Consider the following 14,355-nt stretch of genomic DNA (forward strand, 5'->3'; position numbering starts at 1 on the left):
TCCTGTCGGCCGCCGGCGCAACCCTCGCCTCCATGCAAACCCACGCGCGTCACGCGCCGCTCCCGCGCGCCGCCCGGCCGATCGTGGCGGCCGTAGCGGCGGCGCTCTCTCTCTCCGGGCCGGCCGCCACGCCCGCCGCCGCCCAGCCGCCCGTCGCTCAACCAAAGGCCGCGCCGGCGGCGGCTCCGCAGGCCGCGCCCGCCGCGCCTGCCGCCGCGGCCCCCAAGGCCGCGCCCGCCGCCGCCGCGCCGAAGGCCCCGCCTGCCGCGGCTCAGCCCGCCGCCGCGCCGCCGCCGCACCTCGACGTCCCCTTCACCAAGTACGCCCTCGAGAACGGCCTCACCGTGATCCTCCACGAGGACCGCTCCCTGCCGATCGTCGCCCTGAACCTCATGGTCAAGGTCGGCTCGCGGTTCGAGGAGCCGGGGCGCACCGGGTTCGCGCACCTGTTCGAGCACCTCATGTTCATGGGCACGCGCCGCGTCCCCACGAAGCAGTTCGACGCGTGGATGGAGGCGGAGGGCGGCTCGAACAACGCGTGGACGAGCGAGGACCGGACCGCGTACCACGAGTCGGCGCCGGCCCACGCGCTCGGGCTCCTGCTCTGGCTCGAGGCCGACCGGTTCTCGTCGCTCGCGGACAGCATGGACCTCGCGAAGCTCAACACGCAGCGCGACGTCGTGCGGAACGAGCGCCGCCAGACGAGCGAGAACGAGCCCTACGGCAAGGTCGACCTCGTCCTGCCCTCGCTCCTGTACCCGAAAGGACACCCCTACCACCACCCGGTGATCGGCTCGCACGAGGACCTCCAGGCCGCGACCGTCGACGACGTGAAGGCGTTCTTCCGGCGGTGGTACGTGCCGAACAACGTCTCCCTCGTGGTCGCCGGCGACTTCGATCCGCAGGAGGCGCGCGGCGTCATCGAGCGGTACTTCGGCGGCATCCCGGGGCAACCCGTCCCCGCGCCGACGGCGCCCGCGCCGGTGAAGCTGAACGGCGTCGTGCGCGAGACGATCGAGGACAACGTGAACCTCCCCAAGGTCGTGATGGCCTGGCACAGCCCCGCGCGCTTCGCGCCCGGCGACGCCGAGCTCGACCTCCTCGCCACGACGCTCGAGCAGGGCAAGGCGAGCCGCCTGTACAAGGCGCTCGTCTACGACAAGGAGCTCGCCCAGGAGGTGAGCGCGACCCAGAGCTCCGGCGACCTCGGCTCGACGTTCACGGTCGAGGCGATCGCGCGGCCGGGCGTGCCGCTCGAGAAGCTCGAGGCCGCCATCGACGCCGAGCTTGCGAGGGTGCGCGACGCCAAGGTGAGCCGCGAGGAGCTCGACCGGGCCAAGAACCAGTACGAGACCGCCTTCGTGACGGCGCTCGAGTCGGTCGCCGGGCGGGCCTCGCTGCTCAACCGGTACGAGACGTGGACGGGCCAGCCCGGGTTCGTGGAGCAGGACCTGAAGCGCTACCGCGACGCGACGGCAGAGTCGATCCAGGCCCAGGCGAAGAGCACGCTCGACCCGAACGCGCGGGTGATCCTCCGCGTCGTGCCGAAGGGCAGCGACGAGACGAAGAAGGCGGTGACGAAATGAGAGCGAGGCACGCAGGTGCGATCATCGCGCTGCTCGCCGCGGCCGCCGGCTGCGGGCCGAAGGCGCCGGCGCAGCCCACGGCCCGGGCCGAGGCGCCGCGCCCGACGGCGCCGGCGGCGGCCGCCCCGCAGGCGGACTCGCTCGGGCCGCGGCCGGAGCTGCCGAAGCCGAAGCCGTTCGCGCCGCCGGCGCCGGTGGTGATCGACGGGCCGAACGGCACGAAGGTGTGGCTGCTCGAGCGCCACACGCTCCCGATCGTGTCCGTGTCCATCACCGTCGCGTCGGGCTCGGCGGACGATCCCAAGGGCGCGGCGGGGCTCGCCCACATCACGGCGAGCATGCTCGACGAGGGCGCCGGGCAGCGGAGCGCGGTCGAGCTGTCGAGCGCGATCAACGACCTCGGCGCGACGCTCTCGGTCGGGGCGCGCGCCGACGGCAGCGTCGCGACCCTCGCCGTGCTGAAGAAGAACTTCACCAAGGCGTTCTCGATCCTGGCCGACGTCGTCGCGCGCCCGCGGTTCGAGGCGAAGGAGTGGCAGCGCGTCAGCGCGCTCTGGCAGAACGACCTCAGGAAGCGCGGCGACGACCCGACGCGCGTCGCCTCGCTGGTCTCGACGGCGGCGCTCTACGGGCCGGGGACGCCGTACGGCCACCCCGTCGAGGGCCTGCTCGCGGACGCGAAGACGATCGGGCTCCCGGCCGTGAAGGCGTTCTACAAGGCGGCGTGGCGCCCGGATCGCGCGGTGATCGCCGTGGTCGGCGACATCACCCGGGACGAGGTGATGCAGGCGATCTCGCGCGACCTCGGCGCGTGGTCCGCCAAGGGCGCGCCGGCGACCGCGGCTGCGGCGAAGGGCGCCTCGCCCGGCGCGCCGCCGGGGCAGGGCGCGCCTGCCGCCGCGCCGTCCTGGAAGCCTCCGCGGCTGGTGCTCGTCGACCGCCCGGGCGCGCCGCAGTCGGTGATCGCCGTCGTGCGGGAGGGGGTCGTCGCGGGCGATCCGCGCAGGCCGTTGCTCCAGCTCGTCAACACCGCGCTCGGCGGCTCGTTCACGTCGCGCCTGAACCAGAACCTGCGCGAGGACCACGGCTGGTCCTACGGCGCGGCCTCGGCGTTCACCGAGGCGCGGCAGCAGGGCGCCTTCGTGGCCCGCGCGTCCGTTGTCGCCGAGGCGACCGGGCCCGCGCTGAAGGAGATGCTCGGCGAGCTCGCCAGGATGGCAGACTCCGGGCTGACCCGGGACGAGCTCGCCAAGGTGCAGGCGCAGGACCGGGCCGACCTCGTCTCGGCCTACGAGACCGCGAACCGCACCGCCCTCCGTTACGCGACGCTGGCGCGGCTCGGGCTGCCCGAGACGTTCGACGCCGCGGCGAGCCAGTCGCGACAGCAGGCCACGCTCGCGGGGCTCGCGGAGCTCGCGCGGGCGGTGGACCCGAAGAGCGCGACCATCGTGGTGGTGGGTCCGCAGCAGGAGGTCCTGCCGCAGCTCAAGGCGATCGGCCTCGGCGAGCCGGAGGCGTGGGACGTCGAGGGGCAGCCGATCCAGGCGAAGAAGGCGCCCTGAGCGGCGCGCGCCGCGCGCTCCTCCTGCTGCGCGGGCAGCGGGAGGAGCGGCCGCCGGCGCCGCTCCTTCAGGGTGCCGTCGGCTCGAAGTCGAGCGGGTTGGTGGGGGCGCCCTCGTGCAGGATGCCGTCGCCGAACCAGTACACGTAGCGAGGCTCCGGGGCCCCGTCGAGGTAGGCCTCCAGCCGGACGACGGCGCCCTCGGTCGTGGTGAACGCCATCGCGTCGATGTCCGAGCCGGTCTCGGCGTGGAAGTACGCGACGCCCTCGTCCACGAGGCGCGTGGCGTCCGTCTTCTCGACATCGATCCCCTCGATGTCGAAGAGCTCGGACGACGTGTCCACCGAGGCGTAGAGATCGAAGCTGCAGGCGACCTGGGACTGGTTGGTGTCGCAGGTCGTCCAGAGCGTCCACGTCCCGCCGGCCGCGTACTCGACGAAGATGCCGACCCCTTCGCCCGGCTCGCTGCTCAGGAGGGCGTCCGTGTCGATGGAGACGCGCATCGGATCGTTCGTGGGAGGCGGTGGGGGGGTGCTGTCCCCGTCGTCCCCGTCGTCCCAGTCGTCGTGGTGGTCGTGGTGGTGGTCGCGGCCGTCCTCGTCGACGACGATGCAGCCGCTCAGCGCGAGGGACGCCGCGACGAGGAGGGACGACCACGGTCCCAGTGAACGAAGCTTCACAAAGTCAGCGGAGAACGTCATCGGATCTGCTCCTGCTCGTGGACGTCGCAAGACATGGGCCAAGCGCTACCGCGATCGTGGCCGGCCCGCCGCCGGCGCCGCCCTCCCCGGGCCCGACGGGAGGTGGATCCTGGGGCGCGACGGGACCGACGGCGCGCTCGGGGCCACGCGCGGCCTCGAGGGCGGCGCGCCGAGCTGCGGCGCCGGCGTGGCCCGCGGCTGCGACCGGGACTCCGGCGGCGAGGCCGACGGCGACCGCTGCGGGGCGGCGCGCGGCGTGGGCGCGGCGTGCGGCGTCGTGACGACGCGCGGCGTCGGGGCCATCCGCGGCGCCGGGGAAGGCGAAGGCGGCGCGGGGATCGCCGGCGAGGCGCGGCGCGGCTCGCGCGCGCCGGCGCGGGGCAGGGCGCCGGCGCCGGACAGACCTCGGTCCGGAAGGGCGGGCCTGGCGACCGGGGCCTCGCCGTCGGGCGACCTCGGGGTGCGCAGCGAGGGCCTCGCGCGCCGGTCGCCGGCCGCGGGGGCAGGGGGCGCCGTCAGGCGGCGCGCCGACGGGGGCGCGAGGCGCGCGCTCGATGCCGGGCTCTTGCCCGCGTAGGCGAGGGCGCGCGGGTCGGGCCGGGCGCGGTGCCTCGGCGCGGACGCGGAGGGAACGCCGGCCTCGGCGAGCGAGGGCGACGCGGGGCGGTAGCTGCCGGGGCGGATCCCGTGGGCCGAGCCCGAGCGACCCGCGCCGCCCGGGCGGGCCTCGCTGTGGCCCGGCCTGCCCGCGGTCGGCCGCGCCGGCCTGTACGTGTGCGAGTGCGCGGCGATGCGCCGGACGATGCCGCGATCGCGGACGATGTGCGTGTGGACGTGGCGGTGGAACACGTGCGTCGTCGGGCAGAAGACGTACGCCGCCGGGGGAACGGTCCACAGCGAGACGGCGACGCCGCCGGTCCAGTAGTAGGTCGGCGGCATCGGGGCCCAGCCGACGTAGCCGTGGTCGCCGACGCGCCACACGACCCACGCCGGGGCGTACACCCGTCCCGGGATCCACGACCAGCCGTGCGCGGAGATCCAGACCCAGCGGCCGTAGTGGAACGGGATGTGGCCCCACGCGTAGTCGCTGACCCACATCCACTCGCCGTCCTCGGTGAGCGACCAGTGCCCCGCGGTCTGGTACGGCGCGAAATCGGGGCCGACGACGACCGCGGAAGGCACCCAGACCCTGCCGTAGCTCGGGTCGTCGATCCAGGTGCCGTAGGGGGCGAGCGGCTCGTCGAACTCGACCAGGGCGCTCGGGTCGGTGTCCTCGTACGCGTCCACCTCGATCTCGGCGCTCACGCCGACCTCCGCCTGGACCGGCTGGGTCTCGGCGGGCTGTGAAGGCGCGGTCTCACCGGCGCTGGCAGGGGCGTCGCTCGTGTAGCCCTGCGGCAGCCCCTGGGCCGCGGCGGTCGACGGCGCGGCGATCAGCGCGGCGATCAGCGGCAGCGCGCCTCCGAGCCGGCGGAGCCGGGCCCTGAACGGGCTCTGCGCCGCGGCGGGCGCGGGGGACAGCGGAGAAGAGGACTGCGGAAGCGGCATCGGGAGCATGATGGGTCCTTCTCGAGGGGGATGCCAGGGAGAGGTCGGGCCGGCCTCGGGCGCCCTGGGACGGCTCTCGCACGTCCGTCAGACGTTGCCTCGCGGCGCGCGGTGCAGCCTGCGCGCGCAACCAGCCTCCTTTGGAATGCAAACGACGTTCCGGTGCTCCGCTCCGTCGCCACGCGGCGCGGCGCGCGACGTCAGTCGAGATCGCTGTCGTCGAGCGCCGGCTTCGGCGCCGCGTCTCCCGCCGCGGGCAGCTCTCGCGGGCGCACCGTGGGCGGCGCCTTCGGCAGGAGCGACAGCCGCGCGTGCGCGTCGGCCAGCTTGCGATCGGCCTCGCGCAGGCGACGGTTCAGCACCCGGATCACCGCGTCGGCGATCTCGGCCGTCTCCCGCACCGCCTCGTGGAAGTCCTCGGCGGAGACCCGGAGCAGCTCCGCGTCCTCGGCGACCACGGCGGTCGAGGCCCGCGGCTCGCTGTCGAACAGCGACATCTCGCCGAAGACGTCGTGCGGGCCGAGGCGGGCGATCTCGCGGCCGTCGAGCGTGAGCCGCACCTCGCCCGAGATGATCGAGTAGAGCGCGCCGCCGGGCTCCCCCTGGCGGAAGATGACGTCGCCGCGGAGCAGCGAGACGACGAGCGAGCCGCGCGCCAGCGCCACGAGATCGTCGCCGGCCACGCGCGAGAAGAGCGGGACACGCTGGAGGAACAGGACCTTCTCGATCGTGGTGTACATCTCGTCCTCGGGGTCGATGCCGGTGCCGCCGGTGACCGCCCAGTATCGTGCGTAGCGCGCCACCGCGGGATCGACATCGGCGCGCAAGGCGGTCAGGCGCTCGCGGGCGCCCGGCGGGCGGGTCACGGAGATCGCGATCGCGGCCGCCTCGCGGACGAGCGGATCGGGATCGTGGCTCGCGGCGAGCGCGTCCTCGGCGGCGCCGAGGATCGTGTGCTGCGCGACCGCGGTGAGCGCGAGCGCGGCGCTGTAGGGCTCGCCGCGGGCGATCTCGCGGCGGAGCCACGCCACGACGCCGGCCTCCGGCGGCATGGGCCTCGTCGGGAAGGCGACGGACAGCGCGAGCAGGCGGTCGACGAGGGCGACGAGGCGCTCGCGGAGCGGGCGGTCGAGGAGCGACTCGAGCACCTCAAAGGCGTTGGCCCGCAGCGCAGGATCCGGGCCGAAGACGTGGGTGCGCACGAGGGCGACGACCTCGCGCGGGTAGGCGAGCTCGCACAGGCGGAGCACCCGGATCAGCCCCTTCCGCAGCCGGCGGAGCAGGTGCTGATCGAGCAGCGGGCTCGCGACGCGGGGGCGCACGGCGATGTAGGCCTCGCGCGTGCGGACGTGATCGACGGTCTCGTCGTCGATGCAGGCGCGGATGACCCGGAGGGGCGCCGGCGGCGCGCGCAGCGCGAGGCGCAGGCGCGAGGCGGACGCGAGCACCTTCTGGCGGAGGGCCTCGTCCGGGTGGGCGATGTGGGCGAGCAGCGCGTCGAGCGCGCCCTGGCTGGAGAGCCGCGCGAGCACCCGCGGGATCGCGAGGCGCGCGGCGCGCGGCGTGTTGTCGTCGTCGAGGCGCGCCGCGAGCTCGGGGATGGCGGCGTCGCCGAGCACCTCGATGGCCCGGGCCGCGGCCGGCGCGAGGGGGCGCTCGGCGAGCGCGTCCGCGAGCAGCGGGAGCAGGCGCGGATCGGCGACGCTCGAGGAGGCGCGCACGGCCGCGCGGCGGACGGTGGGGTCGGGATCGCCGAGGAGGCGCGCGAGCGCGCGCTGGAGCGACGCGCGGCCGGCGAGGCCGAGGACGCGGGCGGCCGCGACGCGATCGCGGGGGGACGGGCTCTCGAGCAGCGCGCGGAGCCGCGGCGCGCCCTCGAGCATGCCGTCGAGGCCGCAGTGGCGCAGGAGCGCGGCGATCGCGGCGACCCGGAGCTCCTCGTCGGCGGCGGCCTCCTTGTCGCTCGGGGCGTCGCTGTCGCCCGGGGCGTCGCTGTCGCCGGGGGCCTTCGTCGACGCGGCCCGGGGCGCGGCGCCCTCCCGCGCGAGCGCGAGCAGCTCGTCGTGCGCGTCCTCCCGCAGCAGGGCGGCGAGGGTGTCGACGGCGGCGACGCGGACGGCGGTGTTGCGGTCGTGGACCGCCGCGCGCGCGATCTCGGGGCCCTCGTCGTGCCCGAGCTCGGCCGCGAGGCGCACCGCCAGCGCGCGCACCCTGGCCGAGCCGTGGCGCGCGAGCGCGGGGACGGCGTCGCGCACGAGCGCGGGCTCGAGCTGCCGGAGCTGGTCGACCGCGAAGAGCACCTGCGTCATGGCGCGGCTGTAGAGCGCCTCCTGGAGGATCGCGCGCGTCTGGGGGCCGTAGACGACGCTGTCGGGATCGATCTGCCGGCGCATCAAGGTCCGGCGCATGGCGTCGAAGTAGCCGCGCCGCACGAGCGGGACGAGGGCGATGGTGACGGCGCAGAGCGGGAGGGAGTAGAGGCCGAGCCGCGCGGCCTCGTCGACGAGCGCGGGGCCCGCCGCCGCGGCGGGCGGGAGGGCGAGCAGGATCAGCGCGCCAAGGCCGTAGCCGAGGGGCTTGGCGATCGCGGAGACGAGCGTCCTCACCCGCTCCCGGAGCGCCGGAGGGAACGGGTAGAAGAGGATCTGCATCGTCGCGTCGTGGAGGGTGAACTGGAGCGCGTTGTCGCTCAGCTTGAGGACGGAGGCGACGGCGAGGGTCGGGCTCGCGAGCAGCGCGGCCGTGCTTGCGGTGAACGCGACCGGCATGGCGAGCAGCCCGCCGAGCACGCCGTGGCGCCGCAGGATCCGGGGCGTCACGCCGAGCTGCAGGACGAGGCCGAGCACGCCGACCGCGCCGTAGAGGAAGCCCATGAAGCGGGCGAGATCGTCGCGGTCGGGGTAGGCGGTGAGGGCGATCGCCTTGAACTGGTAGTCGCCGACCGTGAGGACGCCGAAGAGGAGGAAGGTCAGGAGCGCGACCGTGAGGGCGTAGCGCGAGCGCCACACTTCCATGCGGGGGAGGCGGGCCTCGATGAGCTCTTCGGCGCCGGACGGGGGCCGCTCCAGCGGGTGCCGGCGCGCGAGCCGCGTCGTGAGCGAGGCCATGGCGAGCAGCGCGGCGATGAGCACGAAGAGCAGGTTCTCGGTGCCGATCCACGTGACGACGCCGCCGGTCGCGAAGCCGCAGGCGACGGTGCCGAGGACGCGCCCGCTGCCGATCAGGCCGAAGAGGCGCTTGGCGCTGCGGGGGTCGTGCAGGTCCTGGGCGAGGGCCCAGACGAGGACGCCGGTGAAGTTCGCGATGATCTCGGACCAGATGTAGAAGACGAGGTAGGCGGCGCGGATCTCCTGGCCGATGAGGACGCGCAGCAGCGCGAAGGTGACCGCGCTGAAGAGGGCGAAGGCGACGCACAGCCGCGCGCGCGGCATGCGGCGGGCGATGCGGTCGTAGGCGAGCGCGGCGACGGCGGAGGCGGCGCCGTACACGATCCACATCGGCGCGATCCAGGTGACGGGGAACCTGGTGAGGAAGAGCGCGTCGCGCGCCGAGCGGCCGACGACGAAGATGAGGGCGGCGAGGAAGAGGAGGCAGAAGAGCAGCGCGGTCCGGTGCAGCTCGACGCGGGTGAGGGGGACGCCGAGGACGGCGGTGTCGGCCTCGGGGGCGGCGCTGCTCGGATGCACCCGGCTGGGCCGGCTCGAGGTCGGGCGCACCGACGGCGCGGACCCGGGCGCAGGCGCGGACCCGGGCGCAGGCGCGCTGTCCTTGCGCGGATCGAGCTGCCCGGGGCGCACCGCCTCCGTCGCGGAGGCGCGCTCCTTCGCGCTCGGCTCCAGGGGAGCGGCGTCGGTTGGATCCACCTGCCTCAAGCTAGCCGAGCCCTCTCCCCTGGCGCGTGTTGAAGTCCCCGCGGCGCGTCCGACGCCTGCGGCTCCGTGCGCCGGGCTGCTCGCCTAGCGCTGCGCGGCGCCGCTGACAACTTGTCAGGAACGGACACCGACGATGGCCAGCTCGTCACACCGCGCCGCTCCGAGGTGACCTCTACGGACCTCCGGCGCGACCTGCGACGCGGCCTCCGACGGGGACACGCGCGGGTTTCCGTGCTGTTTGAAGGGCTGTGCGGGGCATTTGCGGCGTGGTACGAGCTGTGCTGAAAGGACGCGCACATGGACACGACAAGGTTTCTCGTGCGGCTCCGGCCGCGAGGGCGGCGGCTCCTCCCGCGGCTGTGCGCGGCGGTCATCGCGGCGGCGGCGCTCGCCGGAGGCGCGCGCCAGGCCGCGGCGACGGTGACCATCAGCAAGGACGTGGAGCGCACCAAGTTCGAGCGGCAGGACGCGGAGTTCCCGCTGTGGATCAGCCGCCAGGACTGCATCGAGGACAACGATCTGGCGTTCACGCTGACGCTGCAGGGCTTCTCGACCAACGACACGCTCGCCGTCTGGGTCAGCGAGTCGCTGGACTGCACCCTGTATTCGAACCGCGACACCGGCACGCGCTGTCGGGAGGTGCTGAGTGTGTCCAACCTCGATGACACGATGCCCATCGTGCTGCCCGTGAAGGAGATCGCGGCGGCGCTCGGCGCGGACGGCTGCGACAGCACGAGGACCAGCACCGGCGCCGTCCCGGTGACCATCTACTTCATGCGGCTCCAATCCCTGGACGCGGACGCGACGGACGTCGCGAAGTGGGAGCAGACCAAGATGGATCTTCAGGGCCCGAAGCCGCCGACCGGGATCGAGGCGCGCGCCGGCGATGGGCGGCTCCTCGTCGACTTCACGCAGAACGAGGACGAGGACGTGCTCGGCTACTACTTCTACTGTGATGAGGGCGGGCAGTCCTCGGCCGGCGCGGGCGACGGCGGCGGGAGCGGTGGCCAGGGCACGGCGGGAGGAGCGGGCAGCTCGGGGTGCCAGTCCTCGCGTCTCGTCCCGGGGGAGATCCCGGACGTCGGGGACCAGTGTGGCAAGGTGGGGAAGGCCAACCGTGGCTCGGCAGAGGGCCTCACGAATGGCAACTCCTATGTCGTCGGCGTGGCGGCCTATGACGCCGTCGGGAACGCCGGGCCGCTCTCGGCGCTCGCCTGTGGGACGCCGGTCGAGGTCGACGGTTTCTTCGAGAAGTACCGAGATGCCGGCGGGCAAGCTGGCGGGGGCTTCTGCAGCGTCGAGGGGCCGGTCGGGGCGGGCCGATGGGTCTCGTGGCCGCTCGGCGCCGTCACGGCCGGCGCGGCGCTGGGGTTGTGGCGCAGGAGCCGCCGGCGCCGCGCGCGGTCTGTCACGCAGGAGAGCGCATGAACCGTCATCTCCGTCATCCGGCCGCGGCGTGCCTCGCCGGCAGCGCGGCGCTCCTCATCGCCTCCGTGGCGGGCGCGCAGTCCAGCCGCTCGACGAGCGACTGGCGGCGGTCCGATCGCTCGAGCATCCAGCAGGAAGAGCGTTATGCCTCGCCTCAGAGCTTCGCGTTCGAGCTCCGCTTCGGCCCGTACTCTCCCGAGGTCGACGAGGATCCCGCCAGCGGGGGCTCCTTCGAGGAGACGTTCGGGGACGACCAGCGGTTCTATTTCGGGATGGAGTTCGACTGGCTGCCGCTCCGGATCCCGTTCGTCGGCGTGATCGGACCGGGGCTCGGCCTTGGAATCACGTCGGCGTCGGCGAACGCCTTCGAGGCGGGCAGCGACGTGAGGGCCGAGGCGGAGGAGACCTCGCTCACCATCATGCCCCTGCACCTGTCGGCCGTCGTCCGTATCGATGAGCTGATGCGCCGGACGGGCATTCCGATCGTACCTTACGCGAAGGCGGGTGTCGGCATGGGGCTCTGGTACTCCGTGTCGGGCCCTCGGCTGGCGAGGCCGGACGGCGTCCGCGCGCAGGGCATCACCTGGGGCACGCACCTCGCGGCCGGCGGGATGCTCGCGCTCAACTGGCTGGATCGCCGCGCGTCTTCCCAGCTCGACGACTCCACGGGCATCAACCATACGTACCTGTTCGGCGAGTGGATGTACGCGAACCTGGACGGGTTCGGCTCGCGCCCGCAGATGCACGTCGGGACGTCGACGTGGATTGCGGGGTTGGCGCTCGATATGTGAGATGGCGAGCGGCGCCGGCGCGGTGGAGGAGCGGCGTCGGCGCGGCGAGCGATGGGAGCGCCGGGGCGGTGCTGGCGATGAAGGTGAAGACCGGGTGCTGGGCGCTGGACGCGCCGCGCCCGGCTGGGCTTCACATCTCGTCGCTCTCCAGCGAGGTGCCGCCGTCGTCCTCTTCGATGACGGTGGTTCCCCGCGGCCGTGCCGTGGCCGGGCGGCGCGGGGGGCTGTCGCTGTCGAAGGCCTTGACGGTCTCCTGGGAAGGCGGCCCGAAGATCGGCATGACGAGCTCGCGCGCGGTGCCCTCGCGCTCGTAAGCGATCTTGAGCTCGTTCGCGCTGGCCAGGGCGCGGTAGGCCGCGAACAGGTCGTCGGGGCGCTCGAGCGGCGTGCCGTTCACCTGGGTGACGACGTCGCCGGGCTTGAGCTCGATGGCGCTCCAGTCCGGGGGCAGCGCGAGGATCTTCCAGCCGATGAAGGCGCCTGCCCGGACGACCTCCTCGACCGGCACGCGCCGCAGGATCCACGGCGGCCCCTGCATCAGCACCCGCTCCACGTCGGCGCGGGCGAGCTGCCCGGCGGGCGCCGCCTGCCTGGCCGGGGCCGCGCTCTTCGCAGGCGGCGCAGGGGCCGCCGCCGGGCCGGACGCCTGCTGCCCGCCGCACCCAGCGAGGACGGCCAGGGAGAGGCATGCGCCGAGCATGAGCTTTCCGTGCGTCGACATCGGGGGGACTATGCGCGGCGGACCCGGGGGGGCCAAGTAAGACGCAGGCGAAGCGGGGGCGATGAGGCGCGCGCGGCAGGGCCGGTGAGCCGAGCGCGCAGCGCCCGTGGGAGGGGCGGCGCGGCCGGTGAGCGAGCGACCAGGGCCAGCGAAGGGCGGCCGGGAGGCTCGTCGGGCTCGAGGGGTGACGGGGTTCGTCGGAAAAGGGTCGGGGAGGCGGGATTTGAACCCGCGACAACGAGCACCCAAAGCTCGTGCACTACCGGACTGTGCGACTCCCCGGGGGTGGCGTCCGCGAGCGGGACCATAGACGAGGTGCCCTGCCGGGGCAAGACGGGTCGAGCCGGCGGTCGAGCGCCCGGAGGCGGCGAGGCGCGTAGGAGCGGGCTTTTCAGGTGCGTCCCCGCGAGAAAGGCGCTGAGATGAGCGCGCCGTATGAGCGAGACGCTGCCGTCGCTGTCGGTCCATCACCTGGCCGTGGTCGTGCGCGATCTGGGGCGGGCCGAGGCCTTCTACGCGGGCGTCCTCGGGTTGCCGGTGGTGCGGCGCTGGACGGATGAGTCCGGAGCGCCGAGGTCGGTGTGGCTCGAGCTCGGGGGCGGCGCGTTTCTGGCCGTGGAGCGGGCAGCGGTCGACGGGCCGACCCGCGCGGACGAGGCGCCAGGCTGGCACTGCGTCGCCCTCGGGATCACCCCGTCCGAGCGGGAGGCGTGGCGCCGGCGGCTGGCCGCGCGGGGCGTGGCCATCGAGCGGGAGAGCGCCTACTCGATGTATGCGCGCGATCCCGAGGGCAACCTGGTGGCGCTGAGCCACTACCCGCACCTGCAGGCGGGGGAGGGCTGAGGGGCCCGGCGCGGGGCCGGGCGATCGGGGCGGGGCTCTGGGGGAGCCGTGGCGGTGATCGGGGCGCGACGAGGCTGCCGGCGGCTGGCGGGAGGGCGGGCCGGCGGAAGCGTGGGCTCGGCGAGAGAGGGCGGGGGATCTGGCTTGATGCGAGAAGCGAGGTGTGCCAGGGTCCGGCGCCCGTAGCGGCTGTACGCCCCTGCCCCCGTAGCTCAGTGGATAGAGCAGCGGTTTCCTAAACCGAAGGTCGCAAGTTCAATTCTTGCCGGGGGTGCTGGTAAATCTCAGGTCATTCCGCAAGGTTAGCCCCCATCGGCTACCGGACGGGACGCGACACCGACCCGGCGTGGCGACAGCGAAACGGGACCCGGCGGGGGGCCTCCCCCGCTTGCGCGGGCAGTCTCCCTGTGCCGCGGGCGCGGTCACGTGGGTCTTCAATTCGAACTCGGTCGGGCTCATGCAAGCGAGCCGTGAATGCCGTGGTTTCGGATTGTAGAGGTAATCGATGTAGTCGCCAATCGATGCGACGCTTGCACCCTGGTGCTTCCGGGCGTGTCTGCGGAAGCGGGCCAGGGCCGATCGGGCGGAGGGCGCGCGCTCAGCCCTCGCGCGCGACGCGGATCGCCTCCGCCAGCTTCTCCGGGGTGACCTCCCGGTCCTGCAGCAACGCCGCGGCCCAGGTCGCGACCTCGGCCGGCGTCCGGAAGATGTTCGGCGCGGGCGCCTGCGTCCCGCGGGCCTGCAGCCGCATCATGACGGCGCGGACCGAGGCAGCGATGAACCCCTCGGACTCGATGAGCGTGGCCATGCCCTTGAGGTATCCCCCGGGGGCGCTCGCCGCCCGCTGCATCGCCGCCCGGGTCTTCTCGTCGGGCGGTCTGGTGCCGTAGGGAGGGAGCACGATCAGGAACGCCGCCCCTCCCGGCTCGCGCGCCGCCCAGACCTGGAAGAACGCCCGGGAGCGCTCGACGCCGGCGACGGTGGCCTGCCCGCGCCAGACGAGCAGCATGAGCCGACGCCAGGTCGCCACCACGTACGCGTCCGTCCGCTCCAGCAGCTCGACCTTCACCGGCACGGAGGAGGTCACCATTGCACGCGATTGTCCTCCCCGGGGGGTGGCCGCCGCAAGATCGGCGAGCAGGTAGGAAAGTGCGCGGACGAGCGCGAAGCTCGTCCGCGCCGCCGCGGTCGATCGCCTGCCGCCGGCGCGCCTCACCGCCCGCGAGCGCTGCCCAGCCGCCGAGCGGCAATCACGTCCTCCCGCGCCGATGGGACTGCAGGTCGCGCCGCGCGGGAACGCCGAT

At 74.1% G+C, this 14,355-nt stretch carries 10 protein-coding genes and 2 tRNA genes; 6 read left to right on the plus strand and 6 right to left on the minus strand.

Annotation, left to right across the window (positions count from 1 at the left end; translation table 11 throughout):
• Positions 1-32 precede the first annotated feature (32 nt).
• Complete coding sequence (locus WME96_RS10340) at positions 33-1,586, plus strand: M16 family metallopeptidase (protein ID WP_437289981.1); 1,554 nt, start codon at positions 33-35, stop codon at positions 1,584-1,586.
• Entirely contained in the window at positions 1,583-3,148 is a 1,566-nt protein-coding gene (locus WME96_RS10345) for a M16 family metallopeptidase (RefSeq protein WP_437289982.1), read from the plus strand. Before WME96_RS10340 ends, WME96_RS10345 begins: the two co-directional genes overlap by 4 nt.
• Before the next feature lie 67 nt (positions 3,149-3,215).
• Here the strand turns inward: WME96_RS10345 and WME96_RS10350 are convergent, their stop codons facing one another.
• The 3 genes from WME96_RS10350 to WME96_RS10360 all read right to left on the minus strand — a co-directional run bounded on the left by WME96_RS10350 (position 3,216) and on the right by WME96_RS10360 (position 9,259).
• A complete protein-coding gene (locus WME96_RS10350; protein ID WP_437289983.1) occupies positions 3,216-3,848 on the minus strand; it encodes a hypothetical protein in 633 nt (210 codons plus the stop codon).
• 45 nt (positions 3,849-3,893) lie between these two features.
• Positions 3,894-5,405: a DUF6600 domain-containing protein gene (locus WME96_RS10355; protein ID WP_437289984.1), complete on the minus strand. Its 1,512-nt coding sequence runs from the start codon at positions 5,403-5,405 to the stop codon at positions 3,894-3,896.
• A gap of 191 nt (positions 5,406-5,596) precedes the next feature.
• Positions 5,597-9,259, minus strand: a complete 3,663-nt coding sequence (locus tag WME96_RS10360) for an MFS transporter (RefSeq protein ID WP_437289985.1) — start codon at positions 9,257-9,259, stop codon at positions 5,597-5,599.
• Positions 9,260-9,565: 306 nt separating this feature from the next.
• Between WME96_RS10360 and WME96_RS10365 the strand changes: the two genes are divergently transcribed.
• Positions 9,566-10,696, plus strand: coding sequence for a hypothetical protein (locus WME96_RS10365; RefSeq protein ID WP_437289986.1), 1,131 nt, complete (start codon positions 9,566-9,568; stop codon positions 10,694-10,696).
• On the plus strand, positions 10,693-11,487 hold the full coding sequence (locus WME96_RS10370; protein WP_437289987.1) for an MXAN_2562 family outer membrane beta-barrel protein: 795 nt from the start codon (positions 10,693-10,695) through the stop codon (positions 11,485-11,487). The genes WME96_RS10365 and WME96_RS10370 overlap by 4 nt, the downstream gene beginning before the upstream one ends.
• 130 nt (positions 11,488-11,617) lie before the next feature.
• Here WME96_RS10370 and WME96_RS10375 read toward each other — a convergent pair whose 3' ends face one another.
• Together WME96_RS10375 and WME96_RS10380 are read right to left on the minus strand one after the other, a co-directional pair.
• The gene (locus WME96_RS10375; RefSeq protein WP_437289988.1) at positions 11,618-12,208 is read right to left on the minus strand and encodes a serine protease; all 591 of its coding nucleotides are present in this window, start codon (positions 12,206-12,208) and stop codon (positions 11,618-11,620) included.
• Between the two features lie 208 nt (positions 12,209-12,416).
• Positions 12,417-12,490 (minus strand) — tRNA-Pro (locus WME96_RS10380).
• Positions 12,491-12,643: 153 nt separating this feature from the next.
• Here WME96_RS10380 and WME96_RS10385 point away from each other — a divergent pair.
• Both WME96_RS10385 and WME96_RS10390 read left to right on the plus strand, forming a co-directional pair.
• The gene (locus WME96_RS10385; protein ID WP_437289989.1) at positions 12,644-13,051 is read left to right on the plus strand and encodes a VOC family protein; all 408 of its coding nucleotides are present in this window, start codon (positions 12,644-12,646) and stop codon (positions 13,049-13,051) included.
• A 201-nt stretch (positions 13,052-13,252) separates the two neighbouring features.
• Positions 13,253-13,325: transfer RNA gene (locus WME96_RS10390), tRNA-Arg, on the plus strand.
• A gap of 324 nt (positions 13,326-13,649) precedes the next feature.
• On the opposite strand, the gene WME96_RS10395 is transcribed toward WME96_RS10390, so the two are convergent.
• Positions 13,650-14,141 carry a hypothetical protein gene (locus WME96_RS10395; RefSeq protein ID WP_437289990.1) on the minus strand — a complete coding sequence of 164 codons (492 nt, stop codon included), beginning with the start codon at positions 14,139-14,141 and terminating at the stop codon, positions 13,650-13,652.
• Positions 14,142-14,355: the final 214 nt, after the last annotated feature.

Origin of the sequence: Sorangium sp. So ce406 (genome assembly GCF_051474675.1) — a bacterium.
GTDB classification, from domain to species: Bacteria; Myxococcota_A; Polyangia; order Polyangiales; family Polyangiaceae; genus Sorangium; species Sorangium cellulosum_G.

What these genes read in the sequence shown, in the direction of transcription:
- WME96_RS10340 (WP_437289981.1), top strand. Translation starts at nt 33, where the DNA reads ATGCAAACCCACGCGCGTCACGCGCCGCTCCCGCGCGCCGCCCGGCCG.
- WME96_RS10345 (WP_437289982.1), top strand. Translation starts at nt 1,583, where the DNA reads ATGAGAGCGAGGCACGCAGGTGCGATCATCGCGCTGCTCGCCGCGGCC.
- WME96_RS10350 (WP_437289983.1), bottom strand. Translation starts at nt 3,848, where the DNA reads ATGACGTTCTCCGCTGACTTTGTGAAGCTTCGTTCACTGGGACCGTGG.
- WME96_RS10355 (WP_437289984.1), bottom strand. Translation starts at nt 5,405, where the DNA reads ATGCTCCCGATGCCGCTTCCGCAGTCCTCTTCTCCGCTGTCCCCCGCG.
- WME96_RS10365 (WP_437289986.1), top strand. Translation starts at nt 9,566, where the DNA reads ATGGACACGACAAGGTTTCTCGTGCGGCTCCGGCCGCGAGGGCGGCGG.
- WME96_RS10370 (WP_437289987.1), top strand. Translation starts at nt 10,693, where the DNA reads ATGAACCGTCATCTCCGTCATCCGGCCGCGGCGTGCCTCGCCGGCAGC.
- WME96_RS10375 (WP_437289988.1), bottom strand. Translation starts at nt 12,208, where the DNA reads ATGTCGACGCACGGAAAGCTCATGCTCGGCGCATGCCTCTCCCTGGCC.
- WME96_RS10385 (WP_437289989.1), top strand. Translation starts at nt 12,644, where the DNA reads ATGAGCGAGACGCTGCCGTCGCTGTCGGTCCATCACCTGGCCGTGGTC.
- WME96_RS10395 (WP_437289990.1), bottom strand. Translation starts at nt 14,141, where the DNA reads ATGGTGACCTCCTCCGTGCCGGTGAAGGTCGAGCTGCTGGAGCGGACG.